At 42.1% G+C, this 20,763-nt stretch carries 21 protein-coding genes; 4 read left to right on the top strand and 17 right to left on the bottom strand.

The genetic code is table 11. The features are described 5' to 3' along the window. Positions 1-368 precede the first annotated feature (368 nt). From MMU07_RS03385 to polA, 3 genes are all read right to left on the bottom strand, one after another. Entirely contained in the window at positions 369-602 is a 234-nt protein-coding gene (locus MMU07_RS03385) for a hypothetical protein (protein ID WP_241124425.1), read from the bottom strand. 669 nt (positions 603-1,271) lie between these two features. Beyond that, positions 1,272-2,648, bottom strand: a complete 1,377-nt coding sequence (gene radA / locus MMU07_RS03380; protein ID WP_241124424.1) for a DNA repair protein RadA — start codon at positions 2,646-2,648, stop codon at positions 1,272-1,274. Between the two features lie 240 nt (positions 2,649-2,888). Then, positions 2,889-5,723, bottom strand: coding sequence for a DNA polymerase I (gene polA, locus MMU07_RS03375; protein WP_241124423.1), 2,835 nt, complete (start codon positions 5,721-5,723; stop codon positions 2,889-2,891). A 221-nt stretch (positions 5,724-5,944) separates the two neighbouring features. On the opposite strand from polA, the gene MMU07_RS03370 reads away from it, so the two are divergent. Continuing rightward, positions 5,945-6,256 carry a hypothetical protein gene (locus MMU07_RS03370; protein WP_241124422.1) on the top strand — a complete coding sequence of 104 codons (312 nt, stop codon included), beginning with the start codon at positions 5,945-5,947 and terminating at the stop codon, positions 6,254-6,256. A 66-nt stretch (positions 6,257-6,322) separates the two neighbouring features. Here the strand turns inward: MMU07_RS03370 and MMU07_RS03365 are convergent, their stop codons facing one another. After that, positions 6,323-6,916, bottom strand: a complete 594-nt coding sequence (locus tag MMU07_RS03365; RefSeq protein WP_241124421.1) for a hypothetical protein — start codon at positions 6,914-6,916, stop codon at positions 6,323-6,325. 462 nt (positions 6,917-7,378) lie between these two features. On the opposite strand from MMU07_RS03365, the gene MMU07_RS03360 reads away from it, so the two are divergent. Both MMU07_RS03360 and MMU07_RS03355 read left to right on the top strand, forming a co-directional pair. Further along, complete coding sequence (locus tag MMU07_RS03360) at positions 7,379-7,756, top strand: DUF2784 domain-containing protein (RefSeq protein WP_241124420.1); 378 nt, start codon at positions 7,379-7,381, stop codon at positions 7,754-7,756. A gap of 71 nt (positions 7,757-7,827) precedes the next feature. Continuing rightward, entirely contained in the window at positions 7,828-9,033 is a 1,206-nt protein-coding gene (locus tag MMU07_RS03355) for a tetratricopeptide repeat protein (RefSeq protein WP_241124419.1), read from the top strand. Between the two features lie 21 nt (positions 9,034-9,054). On the opposite strand, the gene trxA is transcribed toward MMU07_RS03355, so the two are convergent. The 11 genes from trxA to MMU07_RS03300 form a co-directional block, all read right to left on the bottom strand. Then, the gene (gene trxA, locus MMU07_RS03350) at positions 9,055-9,384 is read right to left on the bottom strand and encodes a thioredoxin (protein ID WP_255737181.1); all 330 of its coding nucleotides are present in this window, start codon (positions 9,382-9,384) and stop codon (positions 9,055-9,057) included. A gap of 157 nt (positions 9,385-9,541) precedes the next feature. Beyond that, on the bottom strand, positions 9,542-10,096 hold the full coding sequence (locus MMU07_RS03345) for an OmpH/Skp family outer membrane protein (protein WP_241124418.1): 555 nt from the start codon (positions 10,094-10,096) through the stop codon (positions 9,542-9,544). 18 nt (positions 10,097-10,114) lie between these two features. Next, positions 10,115-10,651 carry an OmpH/Skp family outer membrane protein gene (locus MMU07_RS03340; protein ID WP_241124417.1) on the bottom strand — a complete coding sequence of 179 codons (537 nt, stop codon included), beginning with the start codon at positions 10,649-10,651 and terminating at the stop codon, positions 10,115-10,117. After that, entirely contained in the window at positions 10,651-13,344 is a 2,694-nt protein-coding gene (locus MMU07_RS03335) for a BamA/OMP85 family outer membrane protein (RefSeq protein ID WP_241124416.1), read from the bottom strand. Before MMU07_RS03335 ends, MMU07_RS03340 begins: the two co-directional genes overlap by 1 nt. Before the next feature lie 5 nt (positions 13,345-13,349). After that, positions 13,350-14,087 carry an isoprenyl transferase gene (locus MMU07_RS03330; RefSeq protein WP_241124415.1) on the bottom strand — a complete coding sequence of 246 codons (738 nt, stop codon included), beginning with the start codon at positions 14,085-14,087 and terminating at the stop codon, positions 13,350-13,352. 82 nt (positions 14,088-14,169) lie between these two features. Then, a complete protein-coding gene (porG, locus tag MMU07_RS03325) occupies positions 14,170-14,922 on the bottom strand; it encodes a type IX secretion system protein PorG (protein ID WP_241124414.1) in 753 nt (250 codons plus the stop codon). A gap of 157 nt (positions 14,923-15,079) precedes the next feature. Then, complete coding sequence (locus MMU07_RS03320) at positions 15,080-15,955, bottom strand: NAD kinase (RefSeq protein WP_241124413.1); 876 nt, start codon at positions 15,953-15,955, stop codon at positions 15,080-15,082. Between the two features lie 13 nt (positions 15,956-15,968). After that, positions 15,969-16,634, bottom strand: coding sequence for a CBS domain-containing protein (locus tag MMU07_RS03315; RefSeq protein WP_241124412.1), 666 nt, complete (start codon positions 16,632-16,634; stop codon positions 15,969-15,971). An 87-nt stretch (positions 16,635-16,721) separates the two neighbouring features. After that, on the bottom strand, positions 16,722-17,303 hold the full coding sequence (locus MMU07_RS03310) for an anthranilate synthase component II (RefSeq protein ID WP_241124411.1): 582 nt from the start codon (positions 17,301-17,303) through the stop codon (positions 16,722-16,724). Beyond that, positions 17,287-17,832 carry a CvpA family protein gene (locus MMU07_RS03305; protein WP_241124410.1) on the bottom strand — a complete coding sequence of 182 codons (546 nt, stop codon included), beginning with the start codon at positions 17,830-17,832 and terminating at the stop codon, positions 17,287-17,289. Before MMU07_RS03305 ends, MMU07_RS03310 begins: the two co-directional genes overlap by 17 nt. A 6-nt stretch (positions 17,833-17,838) precedes the next feature. Continuing rightward, a complete protein-coding gene (locus tag MMU07_RS03300; protein WP_241124409.1) occupies positions 17,839-18,288 on the bottom strand; it encodes a GatB/YqeY domain-containing protein in 450 nt (149 codons plus the stop codon). Between the two features lie 61 nt (positions 18,289-18,349). Here MMU07_RS03300 and MMU07_RS03295 point away from each other — a divergent pair, with 61 nt between their 5' ends. Beyond that, positions 18,350-19,066, top strand: coding sequence for a pyridoxine 5'-phosphate synthase (locus MMU07_RS03295; protein WP_241124408.1), 717 nt, complete (start codon positions 18,350-18,352; stop codon positions 19,064-19,066). Positions 19,067-19,068: 2 nt separating this feature from the next. Here the strand turns inward: MMU07_RS03295 and MMU07_RS03290 are convergent, their stop codons facing one another. Both MMU07_RS03290 and MMU07_RS03285 read right to left on the bottom strand, forming a co-directional pair. Next, positions 19,069-20,145 carry a DUF3810 domain-containing protein gene (locus MMU07_RS03290; protein ID WP_241124407.1) on the bottom strand — a complete coding sequence of 359 codons (1,077 nt, stop codon included), beginning with the start codon at positions 20,143-20,145 and terminating at the stop codon, positions 19,069-19,071. A 9-nt stretch (positions 20,146-20,154) separates the two neighbouring features. Beyond that, positions 20,155-20,739 carry a NifU family protein gene (locus tag MMU07_RS03285; protein ID WP_241124406.1) on the bottom strand — a complete coding sequence of 195 codons (585 nt, stop codon included), beginning with the start codon at positions 20,737-20,739 and terminating at the stop codon, positions 20,155-20,157. Positions 20,740-20,763 lie beyond the last annotated feature (24 nt).

Below are 20,763 nucleotides of genomic sequence, written 5' to 3'. Positions count from 1 at the left end.
CATCGGTCATTTCTTCCACCGATCACCTCTTACTTATTCCAAATTCTTTCCTAAAAACATCCTGACTTCCCAACCTCTCAACTTCCTGAACCCCCTACCTCCCGACTTCCCAACTTCCCGACCTCTAACCTTTCACCTCTTACCTCTCCCCACCTCATCCTTCCTCCTTCGAATCTCATCCTTCAAAACATCCGTCATCGGTCATCGGTCATTTCTTCCACCTATCACCTCTTACTTATTCCAAATTCTTTCCTAAAAACATCCTGACTCCCCCAACCTCCCGACTTCCCTACCTCCCGACCTCTAACCTTTCACCTCTTACCTCTCCCCACCTCATCCTTCCTCCTTCGAATCTCATCCTTCAAACCTCATCCCCCAAAAGCCTTGACCTCTCCGTCTTCCTCAATGTACTTGATGCCTTTCACTTTCAGATCCTGAAGGCTGGATTCATCTCCGTCAGTTTCCCCGCAGATTACCCCGGTAAAAGAGAGGATATTGGTGATTTTACAACCTTTGCTTTCAAGGGCTTGGGCGATATTCAGGATATTAGCGATTTCATTTTCCTCTATGGAGGCAATGAACTTTGTGGGATGCTTTGCCATTTTTTTCTTGGTAAATCTAAATAATATTACTGTAGATTCTGTACAAGTCCTACACCTCCGTTCTTATCAAGACTGTTGCGATCATTGCGGTAAAATGTCCCGTGAAGGCGCAAAAACGCAAAGAAAAAGCCCCTAAGAAATTCACCTTGGATTCTTGTCAAAACATTTACGATCGTTTCCGTCAAGATTGACCAATTTTACCTCTCATCATCTGCGAAAATCTGAGTTCATCAGTGGTTAAAACTTCTTTACCACAAGGGTCAAGGCTATAAAAAACACAGCGTTTTTTTCCAGGTTCAAGCCCTGAAAGGGCGGGATACCAAAGGGATGGGTGCAGCCCATCCATAGGAGTGTCTGGATTTTGGGGAGCCCTGAAGGGGCGGAATAATTCCTTCGACAAGTTTCGCCCTTTCAGGGCTGCATGGAATTTACCTACGCAAAGAAAAATCGGTGAGAATATTTACCACAGGGGTCATGAAGGGCTCAAAGAAAAACACTTCCGTCCTAAATTATACCGCCTCGTTCCTTCTGCATTCAACATTTTTTATTCTAAATCCATCATCCTTCATCCCTTTTCCATCATCCTTCAATCTAAATTCATCATTTGATTGCTCTGCGGCTCCGCGTCGGATATTTTTTCTTTTACCGCAAAGGACCTGGATAATCAAATTACCCCACCAACCTCTGATACATCTCCTCCAATTTACTCACTGCAATAACCTGAATCCTGTACTTGTCTACATCCAATCCCTTGATGGCATATTTGGAAACCATGATCCTTTTGAATCCCAATTTTTCTGCCTCCGCGATCCTGTTTTCAATCCTGTTTACCGCCCGGATTTCTCCTCCCAATCCTACTTCTCCTGCAAAACAAATGTCCTCCGGAACGGGACTGTCTTCATAAGAAGATACCAAAGAGGCACAAACCGCAAGGTCCAATGCCGGGTCGTCTACACGCATCCCGCCGGCGACATTGAGGAAAACATCCTGCTGGCCCAAGCGCATTCCCCCTCTTTTTTCCAGGACTGCCAAAAGCATATTCAACCGCTTTGCATCAAAACCTGTACTGCTCCGTTGTGGTGTACCATAGGTAGCCGGACTGACCAAAGATTGGATTTCTATCAAAAGTGGGCGGTTTCCTTCGAGCATGGCACCGATCGCGACACCGTTGAGGACTTCCTCCCTTTGCGTCAGCAAAATCTCTGAGGGATTGGCCACCTGCCGCAAGCCTTCGGCACGCATTTCATAGATCCCGAGCTCATTGGTAGAACCAAACCTGTTTTTGGAAGTCCGGAGAATCCGGTAGGAGAGGTGTCTGTCTCCTTCAAATTGGAGAACTGTATCCACCATATGTTCGAGGACCTTGGGGCCTGCGATGGAACCGTCTTTGGTGATGTGCCCGATCAGAAAGACCGGCACGCCTGTTTCCTTGGCAAATTTCATGAGCTCGGCCGTGCATTCCCGAACTTGGGAAACTGACCCCGCTGCCGATTCCACATATTGGCTATGCAATGTCTGGATCGAATCGATGATCAATAGGTCAGGCTGAAGGATTTCTATCTGTTGAAAAATCTGTTGGGTATTTGTCTCGGACAGCACGTAGCAATTGTCCGATTTGAAAGCCATCCGCTCGGCACGCATCTTGATCTGGGCCTCGCTTTCCTCTCCCGAGACGTAAAGTACTTTTACTTTTGGCAACGATAGCGCTATCTGCAACATCAACGTTGACTTCCCGATACCCGGTTCACCCCCGATCAACACCAACGAACCCGGCACGATTCCTCCGCCCAAGACCCTGTCCAATTCGGCATCATGGGTCACCGTCCTCGGCATCTCCTCAAAGTTGATTTCAGACAGGCGCTTGGGTGTGGAGGCCCTTTTTTCTCTCGATCCTATAGCTTTCCAATTTCCCTTGCCGGCTTCTTCCTTTTGGATGACTTCCTCTACATAGGTATTCCATTCCCCACAAGCGGGACATTTCCCGATCCATTTGGGGCTTTGTGCGCCACAGTTTTGACAGAAGAAGGTGGTTTTTGTTTTAGCCATTTTTTAGGAGACGTGAGATGTGAGACTCAAGACGTGAGACTCAAGACGTGAGATTTGAGACATGAGACAAGAGACAGATTTCTTGTGAATTAATTATTAGTTTGTAAGAATTTGGAATGTTTGGTTTTGGTTTTTTTGTGAATTAAAGACATTGATCACCGATTCACTTTTATTGGAAATAGAAATTCAAACTTTTCGTAGAAACTATCTCAAATCTCACGTCTCACATCTCATGTCTCCTTAATGTGCCTGCAGCCAATCTTTCCCCACGCCGGTTTCGACTTCGAGGGGGACATCGATTTTGACAGCGTTGCACATCAGTTTGGGGATTTCTCTTTGGAGCAATTCCACCTCGTCCTTGTGTGCGTCAAAGACCAATTCGTCATGCACCTGAAGGATCATCTTGGATTTGAGTTTTTCCTTTTTCATCCATCGGTAGACATTGATCATCGCGACTTTGATCAGGTCGGCGGCTGAACCCTGCAGCGGGGCGTTGATGGCATTCCGCTCTGCAAAGCTACGCATGGTCATATTCCGGGAATTGATATCACGCAGGTAGCGGCGGCGGCCAAGAATAGTTTCTACGTACTCGTTTTTTCTGGCTTTTTCGATAGCACCGTCCATGTATTCCTTCACTGCCGGAAATTCCGCAAAATAAGCATCTATAATTTCCTTGGCTTCTGACCTTGGGATTGCCAAGCGCTGGGAGAGGCCAAACACCGATATACCGTAAATGATCCCGAAGTTGGCCGTCTTGGCCTTTCTTCTCATGTCTGTTGTCACTTCTTCCAAAGGCAACTTGAAAATCTTGGCCGCTGTCGTGGCGTGGATATCCCTGCCCTGTTTGAAAGCTTCGATCATGGAGGCATCTTGTGAAAACGCCGCCATGATACGGAGTTCTATCTGCGAGTAATCCGCAGAAAGGATCACATGGTTTTCATCTCTCGGCACAAAAGCCTTCCTGATTTCCCGGCCCCGTGCAGTCCGAATAGGAATATTCTGCAGGTTGGGATTGATGGAGGAAAGCCTGCCGGTGGCGGCCACAAACTGGTTGTATGTCGTATGGACCCTTCCGGTTTTTGGATTGATCATGGTGGGCAAAGCATCCACATAGGTAGACTTCAGCTTTACCATCTGACGGTACTCGAGGATGGCTTCAGCAATTTCATGCTCGGCGGCAAGCTTACTCAAAATTTCCTCTCCGGTGGCGTATTGCCCGGTTTTGGTTTTTTTGGCTTTGGGATCGAGTTTGAGTTTTTCAAAAAGCACCTCCCCCAACTGTTTTGGAGAGGCAAGGTTGAACCGAACCCCTGCCAATTCATAAACCCTTTTTTCGATGACTTTGCTTTCGTCTTCCAAGAGAATGGAGAGCTCTGCCAAACTTTCGGTGTCTATTTTTACCCCTTCAAATTCCATGTCGGTAAGGACTTCAATCAGCGGGTTTTCGACTTCAAAAAACAATTTTTCCAGCCCGTTTGCTTTGATGATGGGATCAAATTTTTCCTTTAGCTTCAAGGTAATATCTGCGTCTTCTGCAGCATAAGCGACCACTTCGTCCACTTCCACATCACGCATATTGCCCTGGTTTTTACCTTTTTTGCCGATAAGGGATTCGATGGATACCGGCTTGTAGCTCAGGTATTGCTGTGCCAGCCAATCCATGGAATGCTTTCCTTCAGGTTCGATCAGGTAATGGGCAAGCATGGTGTCATACAGTTTGCCTTTGACTTCCATGCCGTAGTTTTTCAATACAAGCATGTCGTATTTGATGTTCTGACCTATTTTGGTGATGTTCTCATTTTCAAAAATCCCTCTGAAAAGCTCAAGTTGTTTCCTCGCTTTTTCCTGATCCGAAGGGAAAGGAATGTAAAATGCCTCACCGGGAACATAGGCAAAGGAAAGTCCGACTAATTCGGCCTCATTTGGATTGAGTGAGGTAGTCTCATTGTCAAAACAGAATTCATCCTGAAGCTCCAGATAAGAGAGCAATTCCCTGATGGCTGTTTCTCCCTCTACCTTATGGTAATCATTTGCCGTAGTGAGGATGCTGTCATAGACTTGTGGGACTTCTGCTGTCGGAACTTCTTCCTCAGTCAGTTCTTCGTCGGCCGTCGAGGAAAAGGTCTTACCTGTATCCACCGGTCCGAATAATCCCAACTGCTCATTGGCTTTGGCCGGAGCTTTTTTCATCTTTTCCCCAAATACCCTTTGGGTCAATGTCCTGAATTCAAGTTCGGAGAAGAGGGCTTTTAACTTCTCTTCATTTGGTCCATCGTAGCGAAGGGCGACTTCGTCGAAAGCCACAGGAACATCGATTTTGATGGTGGCGAGTTCCTTGGAAAGCAATCCCTGTTGGGCAAAATTCTCCACATTTTCCTTTTGCTTGCCTTTGAGTTTGTCTGTATTCTGAAGCAATCCCTCTACAGAACCAAATTCCTTTAAAAATTTTACTGCAGTCTTTTCCCCTATTCCGGGGATTCCGGGGATATTGTCTACCGCATCTCCCATCAGCCCCAAAATATCCCTGACTTGGTCCACATGCTCGATGTCCCATTTGGCACAGACTTCCTTTGGCCCCATGATATCAACACCGTTGCCCATAAAGGCCGGTTTGTAAAGGAAAATATGATCTTCTACAATCTGCCCATAATCTTTGTCTGGGGTCATCATGTAAACGACAAAACTTGTTCTCTCCGCTTTTTTGGCAATGGTGCCGATGATGTCGTCGGCTTCAAAACCATCCATTTCCAAAATGGGGATATTAAATCCTTCCACGATTTTCTTGACCCATGGAATGCCTACTTCAATGTCCTCAGGCTGCTCGAGGCGGTTGGCTTTGTAAGCCTCAAATTGTACATGTCTAAAGGTGGGGGCTTTGGTATCAAAGGCTACGGCGATATGGGTAGGTTTTTCCTTTTCCAAAACTTCAAGAAGGGTATTGGTAAACCCAAGCATGATGCCTGTGTTGAGGCCTTTGGAATTGATTCTGGGATTTTTGCTGAAGGCAAAATGGGCTCTGTAAATCAAGGCCATGGCATCTAGCAAGAAAAGTTTTTTATCTCCTTTTGGGGACATGAGGTAATTGGGTTGAGGTATAAACAAGTTGAATCAGAAAATCTGATTTTTATAGAATGGCTAAATTACAAATAATAATCAAACCTTAGGATCCAAAAACCTGTGGAATGCCCAAACTTAAAGTTCCTGTGTGAAAATTCTAATTTGGCTTAATTATTGAATTTTGAATAGATAATTTTAAATTCAAATTATCTTAAGAAATCAATTTAAATTCAATCAACATGAAAAAGTTAATGTATGCGCTGTCTTTTTTGGTAATGGTTTTTGCATTTGAGGTCAATGCATCTGCTGCATCCAACAAAAATGAGAAAGAGGAACTTTCTCCAGAACAAAAGGTGAGACTTTCTGAAATTGAAATGAGGGTGGAAGAAATCAAAGCGATGGATTTCTCTGAGATGAGCAAGGAAGAAAGAAGAGAAGTAAAAAGTGAATTGAAGGATATGAAAGTTGAAGCCAAGCAAATGGGTGGGGGTGTTTACCTGTCTGTTGGCGCGATCATCATCATCCTGTTGTTGTTGATTTTGTTGACTTAATATTTTTCGGACAAAAAAAATCCCGCTGAAATTACTCTCAGCGGGATTTTTTTTGATTATTTGGTATCAGTTGATTTTTCCGTTCATGGCATCGACAAGTTCTCTTTTGAGCTTGCGTTCCCTTTCGAGGGTATTTTTTCTATGCTGGTCAAATTCCTCAAGTGTGTCGGCAAGGTCTTTTTGAGCCTTGGAAATCAGCTTATGGCTTTGGCTATATTTGAAAAGGAAAAAAAGAAAGGCTGCTGTCAATACAGCAACAATAGTCCACATGAGGTTGTTATATGCGGATTTGGATATCGGCATTCCAAAGAATTCAAAATTATCTCTTGCCACTTCAGCTGTGGTGAGCAGTTCTTTGGTGTCTGTAATTTCTTTTTCCAGTCCGGATATTTTAGCTTGTTGATCGGCAAGGTTCTGATTGACGGTGACCAATTGGTTTTTGAACACATTCAGCGAATCGATGACATTGGATTTGAATTTTTCTATGCTTGTCTTTTTGATGACTTTGTAGTCTTGGTAGTTGTTGGATGATTTCATGAGAAAATCAAACTGACTGCTGATGCTGCCGTTATTAGACAAGCTGACCGAATCTGTTTGTTGAGCAAACAAGGGAGTCGATAAAAAAATGAATAGTGCTAGATAGGTAAGATTTTGTCTCATGGAAATTGGTGTTTATAACTTTCTTTACTCGATTTTTAACTTTTCCCAGTTGTAAAGATAAGCAATAAATATGCCTGTATATTTAAAGAAAAGTAAAAAACGCGGGATTGAATATCTTTTTTCCTCTTTCCTTCAAATGCAATCAAGATTTTACTCCGATATTGATGAAGAAAAAAAAGAAGGAATTCCTTTAATTTTTTTCTTTTGGCCCAAATTTGAAAATTTTAAACATGGATATACCCTCCATGGGGGGTAACTTTATATTCTTCCATAGTTTGGAGGCCTTCCTGTCCTTGGACAGGTATTTGTTGGGTATTTCAGGCTAAAGATTATATTTTCCGGAGTCAAGTTACCACTTATGCGGTCGGGATCGGAAGGCAATTCAGATGTTCATTTAATGTCTGTGGAGGCAATAGCTGCCCTGAAGTTTGGAGCTGTAGAATAATTTATTAGATTTCTGCTATGTCAGGTGAATTGTTAAGGTTAGCAGATTATTTCTTTTTGGTATTCCATACCCTGTTGATTTGTTTCAATTTGTTTGCTTGGCTTTGGAAACCGCTTCGAAAATGGCATTTGGCTGTTATTTCCCTGACATTGGGATCATGGGTAATTCTTGGGATCTGGTATGGTTGGGGATATTGTCCCTTGACAGATTGGCATTGGGGCGTTCTTAGAAAGTTAGGAGTTCGGGATTTACCAAATTCCTACATCAGTTATCTCTTTCAAAGGATGTTAGGAATTGACTTTGAGGAAAAAATGATTGATAGCTTCACCTTGGTTTTTGCCTTGATTGCTTTTCTGATTTCTGTCAAAGTAAATTTTTTTTCGAAGCATAAGTGAATTTTGATTTTAGCTTGGTCGTTTTTAGATTGTCGAAGTATAGAAATCCCATTAATTGAAAAAGCAATAGTATGAAGACAATGAGGCATTTTCTTTTGGTAGTGCTTTGGGTGATTTCCTTTCAGACAATGGCTCAATACGAGGACTTGGACCTGAAAATGGAGGAGGCAATGGGTTTGTCAGAATCTGGGGATTACCTTGAGGCTTATGCGATTTTGTCCGACATCATTCAGGTCAAACCTTATTTTGTCGAAGCTTATTATTTCAGGGGGATAGTAAGGGAAAGAGCTGGGGACAAAACCGGGGCATTGACCGATTACAGTATTTTGTTGGAACTGGATCCTGTCCATACTGAGGGAATTTTCGCTCGTGGTATTCTTAGGTATCAGATCAAGCAATATGACCTAGCCGTGGAGGATTTGAAAAAGTTGCTTCATTTACCGCCAAGGGAGACGACTACTATCTTGTACCAAAAGCCTGCTTTCCAAACCGGAATTACGGGAATACTGAGTCAGCAGAGTGCAGCCAAGGATTACATTTACCAATATCTGGGACTTGCCTATCTTGCAATGGATGATTACGAAAAATCAAATGAATACTTTGACCAAGCCATAGAACTTCGTCCTTGGAATCCGGATTATTTTCTCAATAGGGGTAGGGCATACCAAAAAAATGGCCAATTGGACAAAGCAAAAGAGGATTTCACGGTTGCGCTAAAGCTAAATCCTAACCATCCACTTGCCAACCAATATTTGGCAGAGATCGCTTTAGCTTCAGGGGACTTAGATGGGGCCGACCTATATTATTCCAATGCCATAAGCGGTGAGCCTGAATTTGCCTCCTCTTATAAGCAAAGAGGTTTTCAAAGGCTCAAAGCTTCAAGATGGAAAGAAGCTTTGGCTGATTTCGAAAAAGCACTGAATACAGATGAAGACGATATAGAATCCTTACTTTACAAAGCCTATGTTTTGGAAAAAATGGGGCAGATCGATAGCGCTTTTGCCGACTACGAAAAAGTGATCCAAATAGACCCAATGGAGCCAAATGCACACTTTGGAAAAGGGAACATTTATTATAAAGCAAAAAAATATGACTTGGCGCTGGGTGCATATACCTTGGCAATTTACCACAGACAAGATTTCAAAGAGGCTTATTATCAAAGAGGACTTACTTATCATCAACTTGGCAATGATATAGCTGCCTGCGAAAATCTGAGTATGGCCAAGGAGTTTGGATTAATTATTGCCGAGCAAGCAAATCAAAAAATCTGTAATTAGCTTTGGGTCATTCCATTGACATTACCCCACAAACCCCTTCATCGCTTGCAATAATTCCCTTTTGGTCATGATGCCACCTTTTCTCCAAAGGATTTTTCCCCTTTTAAATAATATATAATGCGGAATGGAACGCACTCCAAACTGAAGGCTTACTTGTGGGTTTTTTTCGACATTGAGTTTGTAGAGTTTTATTTTCCCGTTGAGTTCACTGATGACATCTTCAAGTACAGGATTCATGGTCTGGCAGGGACCGCACCAATCCGCATAAAAGTCTACTAGAATAGCTTCATCAGATTGTTGAATTACCTCTTTGAACTTTTTTTTGCCATGATACTGTTTGTTTTTGCTCAAATTTAGACTGATTCTTGAACTGGTTCTGTCACCAAGATCACATGCCATAATATTTCATTTAAAGACTGATTGGTCGGCCGTCTTGGGTTTGGGCCTTAAATACAAAAAAACCTGTCTCTTTCGAAACAGGTTTTAAATTTTTTTGGTTTGACGGAAATCATCTTCCTGCAGGTGCAGCAGGAGCCTTAGGCAATTCAACGCCTAGTTTGGCTAAAACCAATTCAGTGAATTTGTCTTCGTCTCTGGTGTAAAGCAAGATCGGTGACTGACCTGCAGACTCAGAGAATACGTGAGAATAGTTGTTCTCAGCAGCTACTGCATTGATCGCATTGAAGACTTTTTGCTGAACAGGAGCAAGAAGTTCCTGAAGCTTGTTTTGGTAAGATACCTGGGCATCTTGCTCATACTTCTGAAGATCCTGTTGTAATTTTTGCAATTCCTGCTCTTTTGCAGACCTTGCATCTTCAGTCATTGTCGGCGCAGCCTGTTGATAAGCCTGTACTTTTCTCTGAAAATCCTGGGCTTTTGTCTGGATGTTGGTTTGAAGCTGAGCTTGGTAGTCTTGTACATCAGCTGCTATTTGTTCCATCTCCGGCATAAGGTCCATCAGTAATTCCACATTGGTATAGCCGATCTTCAATTCCTGGGCCTGGGCTACGAATCCTACGCAAAAGAGTGCTATTGCGGAAAGGACGACTTTAATTTTCATCATTTTCGTTATTGATTTAATTTATTTGTTTTCTATTCCTAATTCTTCCAATACAAATTCTGAGTAGTCATGTCTGGGGTCTGTGTAGATCATCAGTGGCCCAGCAGCTTTGTCAAACAGAATTACCAAGTTGTTTCTTTTACAAACCCTGTCTATGGCATCATAGATTTTGGATTGTAAAGGCTGGAGCAACTCAGCTTGTTTTTGGTAGTACTGTCCGTTGATCCCAAAAACCCTATTGTTGAAAGCGACAGCTTCTTTTTCCTTCTCCTTGATGGCAACCAAACGTTCTTGGTACATTTCTTCTGTCAGCAATACTTCTTCTGCTTTGAGGTTGGCATACATGGTTTTGATTCCCTGTTCCAAATCCTGTGCCTCTTTTTTCCACTGATTGCTAATAGATGTTAATTCATCCTGAACCAGTCGGTAATCCGGGTGCTTGTTTAGGATATATTCAGAGTCGATATACCCGAACTTTTGGGCTTCCACCGGCGAGATAAACAGGGTCAAGCCAAATAGCGTGCACAAAATTAGTAATATAATCGGTCTTTTCACCATTATCTGAATTGTTGTCCGATGGTAAAGTGGAATTGGGCGCCGCTAGGCCTATTGGTACCGGGAGCATTATCAAATCCATACCCCCAATCCAATCCAAGGAGTCCAAAGGCGGGCATAAAGATCCTTGCACCAACTCCTGCAGATTTTTTCAGGTTGAAAGGGTTGAATTCTGAATAGGATCCCCAGTTGTTTCCAGCTTCAGCAAATCCAAGGAGGAATATTGTCGCTGAAGGATTAGGAGAGACCAAGAACCTCAATTCCATGACATGCTTGTTGTACACGATACCACCATAACCTTCGGTGGAGTTTGGGTCATTTCTTGACTCTCTTCCCGGTGTGATGGTTTGGTTTTCATACCCTCTAAGTCCTATGATTTCTTGACCCAAAGCAAAGTTGTTCATGTTCATACCATCTCCTCCCATCACAAATCTTTCCAATGGAATGATCCCGATCCGGTCTCCATAAGAACCTAGGAATCCCATGTGTGTCCTAGCACTGATTACCCACTTGGTAGATCCGAATACAGGAGTGAAGAATGTTGCGTCAAACATCCACTTGTGGTATTCTAGCCATTTGAATTTTTCCTCATCAGGAGATTCCCTGTCTATATTTGGATTCAAAGAAGCATAAGGTGGGGTAAGGGAAGTCACCAAAGAAATATTGCTACCTACTCTTGGATATATTGGGCTATCAACGTTGTTTCTCGCAATGGTGGTATTGAGCGCAATACTGTTTAGCTTTCCTGTGGCAAATGACAATCCAAACTGCCTACCAAACTCAAAGAAATCGTAGTTTTGATAGGATAGCGCCGTACTTACCATGAAGTAATCATCCGGCCAGGTTACACGTTTAGAAAGCCCTAGAGTCACCCCGGTAATCTTGAAAAACCCGAGTTCTTGGCCTCCGGGATTACGAAAATCCAGTTGTCTCTGCACAGACCTGTTCAAGCTGAAACTCAAGGCATTTGGCTTTTTGCCACCAAACCAAGGTTCAGTAAGCGAAACACTGTAGTTTTGGAAAGAACGGCCGTTGGCCTGAACCCTAAGAGATAGCCGCTGTCCATCGCCCACAGGAAGTGGTCTCCATTTTTCAAAGTTGCCGATGTTTTTTAAGGAAAAGTTATTGAAAACCAAACCTACAGTACCTACAAATCCAAAGAATCCACCCCAACCACCTGACAATTCTATCTGGTCATTTGGCCGTTCTTCAAGTTTGAAGGTGATGTCCACCGTCGCATTCTCATAGTTTGGTCGCATGTCAGGTTCAATCTTTTCAGGGTCAAAATATCCCAATTGGGACAATTCCCTGATAGTCCTGACAAGCAAACTTCTATTGAATTTCTGTCCGGGCAAAATCCTGATTTCCCGCATCACTACGTGGTCGGAAGTCCTTTCATTTCCTTGGATATTGACGGAGTTGACCGTCACTTGGGGGCCTTCAAATACCCTCATTTCAATGTCAATGGAATCTTCTTTGATTTTGACTTCGACGGGTTCTATGGAGAAAAACAAATATCCGTTATCTTGGTAAAGTGAGCTTACATCATCTCCTTTTTGCGGATCATAATTGAGTCTCTTATCCAATTTTTCTTTATCGTAAACATCCCCTTTGCTTATTCCAAGACGATTTTGAAGTACGGCATTTGGGTGTAGGTAGTTTCCTACAAAGGTGATATTGCGGTAATAGTATTTTTTACCCTCTTCTAAGGATATGTCTACATTGACTGTATTGTTAGCGAATCTATATACCGAATCAGCAATGATTTCTGCATCTCTGTAACCTTTGGAATTGTAATAGGCAATGACTTTTTCTTTGTCTTCCTTAAATTCCTTGGAAACAAATTTGGAAGCATTGAGGAAATTGAGTTTAAAATTCCTGTTGATATATTCTTTGACTTTGGCATCTTCAACAGGGCTCATGTGGAAAATTGCGTCCGCCGCAGATTTTGGAGTGGTATTTGTAATTCTTGAAGCAATATCTCTTCCGAGATACATGCGGGGATGTTCCTTTGTTTTCTTAAGCTTGGACTTCACTTTTTTGGCATCGATGCCCTCGGCACCAAAAACCCTCACTTCATTGATTTTGACTTTTGTTTTTGTATCAACCTCAAATCTCAGCTTTACACTGTTTGGAAGGGTGGTGTCCCTTTCCTGAATGACTTTGACATCGGTATTGAGGTAGCCTTTATCCACGAAGTATTGGCGGATATTCCTTTGGGAAGTGTTCAATACATCATCTCGTACAACCCGACCCCGGATTTTGATTTTATCTTTTAGCTCACCTTCCTGTGTTTTATTGACACCGGAAAATTCTACCCTACTGAATCTCGGTCTTTCTGTCAACTCCATCAAAAGGTAGATGTCATCCCCCTCAATTTTAGTAACGAGAATTTTTACATCGCCAATGATTCCCTGTCCCCAAATTCTCTTGAGTGCGGTGGCTGTAGCATCTCCTGGTACTGAAATGACATCATCTACCTTTAATCCTGACAATGAGATGATAGCTACTTCATCCAAAGTGGTAAGGCCGACGGCTTTGATTTCGGCAATCCTATATTTTTGGGGTTTGGAATAATTCAACTCTAAAATATCCACAGGCTTGGCTGGGGTATAGCGACTTTGTCCCAAACGGATCTGGGCCTGGGCGCTAAGGACCCACATGACAAGGCAAAGGATAATAAAACTCTTTTTCATCAATATTAAGGTTTAATCTGAGCCCCGGTTTTGCCAAACCTTCTTTCTCGTTTTTGATAATCAAGAATGGCCTCTACGAGGTGCTCTTTTCTAAAATCCGGCCATAACACTTCTGTAAAATACAGCTCTGTGTAAGCCAATTGCCAAAGGAGAAAGTTACTGATTCTTATTTCTCCGCTTGTCCTGATCAGAAGTTCCGGATCAGGGATGTCTTTGGTATTCAAATGCGCAGCGATCACTTCCTGCGTAATATCTTCAATGTTGAGTTGTTTTGTTTCTACTTTTTTGACAATTGATTTGACTGCATTTTGGATTTCCCACCTTCCGCTATAACTCAGGGCCAACACCACCGAAAGGCCGGTGTTTTTGGCTGTCATGCTGATCGCTTCTTTCAGTTTTTCCTTTGCTTTTTTGGGAAGACTATCCGTATCGCCAATAGTCAGGAGCCTGATGTTGTTCTTCATCATATTGGGGACTTCACCTGAGATGGTATCTACAAGCAGCTCCATCAATGCACTGACTTCATCTTCTGGTCTTGACCAGTTTTCAGTCGAAAATGCATATAAGGTCAGGTATTTTACTCCTAGTTCGGCAGAACCTTCAATGGAATCTCTTACGGCATTTATGGCATTTTTATGGCCAAAAATCCTCATGGCCCCTTTTTGTTGGGCCCAACGTCCATTGCCATCCATGATAACAGCGATGTGGTGGGGGATTTTTTCTTTGTCTAATGATTCTTTCATTTCGTAGGCATACGAAAGGGCCTTCGTTTTTTGGAGGTACAAAAATGCTATTTCTTTTTCAATATTCTATTTTTGGTAGAAATTAATAAGAATAACATTTTATTGAGCTGAAAGTGTAGCTGAGGGTCACGCCTAAAAAGTAATACCAGTCTTTGTCACTGTAATTGCCATAGTTATAGCCTGTCAAGATACTTGGATTGTTAGGATCCGGAAAGCGGGAAATGAAACGTTCTTCCCCATAGAGCTTGTCAAGCGCATCAGTAAATGTTGCCCTTGCTCCAAATTCAGCAGCAAGGATCCACCGATCAGAAAGTTTGTATTTGATACCGATACCAAAAGGAATAACGGGTGTTCCTACAGTGTAGCCTGTAGGATTGGGGTCATTTTCAAATTTTCTGCCTTTGCCTACAAAACCTGCAAATCCCAATCCCAAGAATCCATAAGGAGAAAATCTGAATTGGGCGTAGGGGTTTGTAAAATCAAGGAAGTGATACTCCATGACCACGGAAGCTTCAAACAAAGATCCGTTGAATCCCGCATTTCTGTATGCCATTACCGGATCGATGGGATTGATGCTATCTGCTGCATTGAGCCTAGCAAATGATAATCCGCCACGGAGCGACCATACATTGTCAAAATTTCGTCTGCCAAACAACGTCCCCTGAAGTCCGATCTGATTTGGATCGAGTCGCCTGATGATATCACCCGAATAGGTGGCTACTCCAAGTCCTCCGCCTGCGTCATACTTTTGTGCGATTGAATTTTCAGGCTTTAAAAAAGCCAGAGAAACCACAATAAATGACCAAGACAAAATCCAAAACTTATTCTTTTTCAAGACGATGCAATTTATGAACTAGACAACGATATAAAAACCCATATAAGTATTTACGGGGTTAATTTTTGTTAATGATACAGAAGGCTTATAATAAGCATAATTGCCATAAACCCCTGTTTCATTGGAGATTACCTACTCAAAAAGAGTAATCATACATTTAATTTCTCATATCAAATCCCCAGTTGAGTTTTTGACGAAGTGTATCGAAATAACTGTAGGAAGAGAATTTGACTAATTTTGCTGAAAATTCAGCTTTTTTTACCTTCAATTTTACTGTTGCATCTATAGGCGTAGACCGTGAATCCAAAGAAATAAGAAACTTCTCGCTACGTCCCTCGATTTTAAAGCTGATTTCATTGTCATCCGACACTACTATCGGACGTACATTTAGGTTGTGCGGGCTGACGGGGGTGATGACAAAATTTCTTGCTCCCGGTGTAATCAGCGGCCCGCCACAGCTCAGAGAGTAGCCTGTTGATCCTGTCGGAGTCGCGATAATCAATCCATCTGCCCAATAGCTGTTGAGATACAGGTCATTGATATAGGTATGTACTGTTATCATTGAAGATGTATCCCGCTTGTGGATGGTGAATTCGTTCAGGCCAAAGTTGAGTCCGTTGAAAAGGGGGACATCGGATTCAAGCTTTAGAAGGGATCTTGACTCCACAGAAAAAGCCCCTGAGACCAATTCTTCGATACTGTTCTGAATATTTTCCTTTGCCACGGTAGCCAAAAAACCCAACCTGCCCGTGTTGACTCCTAGAATTGGAATCTCATTTTCTCCCACCAAACAAACAGTATCCAACAAGGTGCCGTCCCCACCAATAGAAATGACAAAGTCAGATTCTTTAATCGATTCTTTTTGATTGACCGATTTCAAACCTTTTGTCTGGAATGCATTTCTTTTGAGTGACTTGAGTAGCGATTCAGTCAGGTTGATGTCGATATTCCTTTTCTTGAGGATATCGAAAAGAATGCCTATCTGCGGAAGAAACTCTTTTTGAACATCTATCCCATGCAATGTGATTTTCATAAAGGGATAGGGATTAGATCTGTAAAAATCGGAAAAGGTTGTCAATCCGTTCCTGTTCCCCGCTGATGCCCTCTTCTTCCTGAAAATGGTCGAGAATCCGGTAGCCAAAACGCTCTAGGGTTGCTTTGACATGTCTGAGTTCTGTTTTATCCAATTTCAGTGTCAATTTTATTTTGGAGTCATCAAGTGGGTCACTTGATATAAAACTGCTTAGTATTTTGGTGTTTTCGGACTCGATCACCCTGGCGATTTCGAATAGACTGTAATCTGTCATATTCATGGAAAGAACCAAGACAGCACCATTGGATTGGATAGAGAGGGAGTCCGCAAACGCGCTGATAGCGTCCTCCATGGTCACGACACCAATATAATTGTTTTCTCTATCCACCACCGCAATCATATTGGAATGGTATTCTGAGGCTACTTTGATCACATCATATATATGCTTGTCCTGGTATACAAAACAAGAAATATTTTCAAGAGAAACTTCTGCTATCCTTGTCTCGGGATTATTGATCGAAAAAACCAAATCCTCCGTAACGAAACCCATAAACCTGCTATCATCAACCACCGGGAGGATGTCTGTCCGGATTTCCTCCATCCAGTTCAAAGCAAGTCGCACCTTGTCACTGAGTTTTAATGGAGGAATAAGGTTATTGATAAATTCGTAGGCCTGCATGCACTAAATATATTAAATAGGATTCGAAATATAAAACATTGTGAAAAGGCAACAAGTTTGAAAGCACTAAAAAATACTTAAAAATACCTAAACAAGTTTGAAATCAATTTTACAAAAATGGAGCCAGTTACCTATCACTTCTTTTCCAAACTCTGTGAGGTAAGCTTCAGGGTGGTATTGTATACCGAGGATGGGCAAAGTCTTGTGGGTCATTGCCATGATTTCTCCTTTCTCGGTTACCAAAAGGACTTGAAGGCATTCAGGGATATTTTTAATTTCCAGGGAATGATACCTCGTTACCGCAAAACTCTCCGGCAATCCTTTTAAAATTTCATGGTCAAAAGTCCGGTAAACAGTATGTACCTTCCCATGTACTGGCTTTTCACTTTTTCGCAATTGGCCCCCAAAATATTCTCCAATGGCTTGATGTCCAAGGCAGATTCCCAAAATGGGTAATTTGCCTACATAACAACCAAGGATTTTCATCAGGTTTCCGGCTTTTGAAGGAGACTCCGGGCCAGGAGAAAGAATAAGGGCCTCCCAGGATTTTGAAGTGAGATACCTCAATTCAACATCATTCCTTACTATTTCTAATTCTATCCCTGTTTGTCTCAAATAATCGGCAAGAACATGGGAAAATGAATCAAAGTTGTCAATCAGTAAGACCATCCGCGGTTTTTTTCACCAATTCCTGAATTGAGGCAATGGTGTTTTTGAAAATAGGGGTATAGTCATCGACAGCTTCGATGACCACAGGAGCAATCGGGTTTATGTAATTGTACGTTTCGGAGTTTTTTGTCCAATCTTTAGGGAGGGAATAATCGAAGGCACCTGCAATCCATATAAAAAGACTTAGGATGAATACGGTTTTGAAAAACCCTAGAATCCCGCCAGCCACATTGTCAACCGAACCGAGAATGGTAAAATCTATCGTTTTTTTTACCAAAAAAGCCAAGCTGCGGATAATCAGGATCACTCCCAAAAATATCAAAATGAAAGCCATAAAAGGCAGCAGGAAAGTCATCTCATCCACATGTTTGGCAAGTAGGTCCGCTCCCCAATTCATAAAATGAAAAGCAAGGATCACCCCAAAAATAAAGGCAACAATGGAAAGAATACCGATAAACAATCCTTCCTTATAGCCGCTATAGGCGCCCAAAGCCAAAAAAACCACTATGAAAACATCCAGGATATTCAATGCTTATCAGGCCAGGAGTTCTTTGACTTTCTGTGATATCGCTTTACCGTCGGCTTTGCCCGCCAGTGCTTTGGAAGCTAAACCCATTACTTTGCCCATGTCTTTGGCTCCGGAAGCACCGGATTCAGAAATGATGGCCTTCAATTCGGCCACAAGTTCCTCCTCGGTCAATTGCTTTGGCAAAAACTCGCTGATGATTTCAAGCTCGGCCATTTCTACCGCATAGAGGTCTTCTCTGTTTTGTTGCTTGTAAATGTCTGCTGAATCCTTTCTTTGCTTGGCAGCTTTGGTCAAAAGCTTCATTTCATCTTCTATAGAAAGCTCAGTGCCGGCACCTTCTTTGGTTTCTTCCAATAGAATCAGCGATTTGATAGCTCTCAATGCCCTCAGCCTGTCCTTGTCTCTGGCGAGCATGGCATTTTTTATTTCACTTTCTACACTTCCCTTTAAACCCATTGTCTTGTTCTTTGTGTTATAGGTGTAAATTTGTCACAAAAATATCTTTTAATCTAGGAAAATGACCAAACTGAGCGTAAATATTAACAAAATCGCCACCCTCAGGAATGCCCGTGGCGGAAATAATCCGAATGTAGTTCAAGTGGCTTTGGATGCGGAGCGGTTTGGTGCACAGGGCATTACCGTTCACCCAAGGCCTGATGAAAGACATATCAGGTACCAAGATGTGATCGATCTTTCCAAAGTAGTCACTACCGAATTTAACATAGAAGGATATCCTGACCAAAGGTTTATGGACCTGATCCGTTTGGTCAGACCTGCACAAGCCACATTGGTTCCGGATCCTCCTCAGGCAATTACCTCTAGCAGCGGTTGGGATACGATCAAACATCAACTTTTGCTCCGAGATATCGTGGCCGAACTGCATGAGTCTGGTACAAGGGTTTCAATATTTATCAATCCTGAATCTAAATATTTTGAACCGGCCAAAAATACCGGAACCGACAGGGTCGAGTTGTATACCGAACCTTATGCCACTCTGTACCACTCAGACAGAAAACTAGCTGTGAAACCTTATGTGGAGGTCGCTTTGCTGTCAAAAGACTTGGGTCTTGGATTGAATGCAGGACATGATCTGGATTTGCACAACCTTAAGTTCCTAAAGGAAAGTATCCCCTTTATGGATGAGGTTTCTATCGGTCATGCCTTGATTTGTGATGCTTTGTATTATGGATTGGAAAATACCATTCAGATGTACAGGAGGCAGCTTGAGTATTGATTTTAAAATCCATCTTTCAGACTGTTTCTCCAGGCATATGCAAGCATGGGCAGTTGCTGATAGCTGTTTATCCCTGCTTTCACTCCTTGGGTTTTTAAAAAAAGGTCATTGGATTTTCTGCTTATTTCCAGATTTATTGGTTTGATTTTTTCATTTTCCTTTTGGATAGAGATTAAATCATTTCGGATTCCTGTAGGTAATGTTTTATAAAAGTCCCTGAATAAATCTTTGGACATCCTGTACATGTCATTCATCTGGTATCTCAATAACCTGAGCTGCCCGGAATATTGCAACAAAGGATCATCGGAATTGGAACAGATCACCCAAGCGATAAAATTGGCCTCACCCTCGTCCGTCACCCCATAGCTATGTGCCATTTCATGAGCGATGGTAAAGGGTTTTTCTAAGTGGTGCAATGTCGGATCGATGTAGCTTTCGCCTGTAAATGGAAAATATATTCCCAAAATCCCCATTTTCCGCATGAATCCTGCCGGATAAAACTGCTTTGTCCTTGGATTTCCTGTAAAGTTCAATCCCAACAAATACAAGTTTTCACGCATATTGGCCCTTACCAATTTTTCAAGTTCCGGATATTCTATGGTCTTTTCAATGGCAATGGTATCTTCCTCGATATTGTATCTGAGCTGACTGAGAATGCTTCTTGTCAATTCAGTTTCCTTGATGAGTTGGTCTTCATTGAGTGGAATTGGCTTCAGACCTACTTGTTGGAAAATTGGGATTCTCTGGTAATTATAACCCCACAGGACCAAGAAAAAGAAAACAATGGCACCCAAATAATTGGACAAAGAACGAAATGAATATCCGATTTTATTTTTCCAGCCTTCAGTATGATTCAATCGGTAAAAATAATAACCGATAAAAAAGATCAAAGAACCCAGAAATATATAAACTGTGGCAAAAGGCAAGAGTGACAGGGAAAGGTCAATGACATTCCTGATTCCCGGGAAAAAGGTCCTCGAATATATTGCCTCGGTTTTTTCGGGATATTTTACAGCAAAATGCCTGACCACCAAACTGATCAGGCCCAATAATGTCCAAGTCCAATTTCCTCTCAGCATCAGAAATACTTAAACTCCTTCAGCCTGAACTTCCTTGACCTCAGGAAGCATCCTCGTCAATAAATTCTGGATACCTGCTTTGAGGGTGACGGTGCTCGAAGGACATCCCGAGCAAGATCCCTGAAGTAAGACTTTTACTATTCCTTCATTGAAACTATGGAAAACGATGGCACCACCGTCTTGCTCGACCGCCGGACGAATGTATTCATCCAATATCCCTTTGATCTTCTTTACTGTTTCGGAATCATTTTCGTCAAAAAGAGGATCCTTTGTAAATGAAGTAATCACAACGGCAGATTTATCGGCTTCCAAATATTTTTTGATATGGTCACGGACTATATCCTGAATCTCTACCCAATCAATATCATCTTTCTTGGTCACAGTCACAAAATTGGATGTGATAAAAACCCTATCGACGGCAGCAAAATTGAACAATTCACTTGCTAATGGAGAAGTCTCGGTACTAGATTGATCAGGGTAATCAAAGCTGACACCCTCATCTGTCAACATGAAGTTTACCACAAATTTTAAAGAATTCGGGTTTGGATTTGCTTCCATGTAAATATGGACGGGTCTTTTTTGAGCTTGTAGCATATCTTTTCGATTTAATTATCTATC

Source organism: Cognataquiflexum nitidum (genome assembly GCF_022538055.1).
In the GTDB taxonomy this organism is placed as follows: Bacteria; Bacteroidota; Bacteroidia; order Cytophagales; family Cyclobacteriaceae; genus Cognataquiflexum; species Cognataquiflexum nitidum.
The sequence above is the reverse complement of the archived record's forward strand: the minus strand, read 5'-3'. Positions and strand labels throughout refer to the sequence as shown.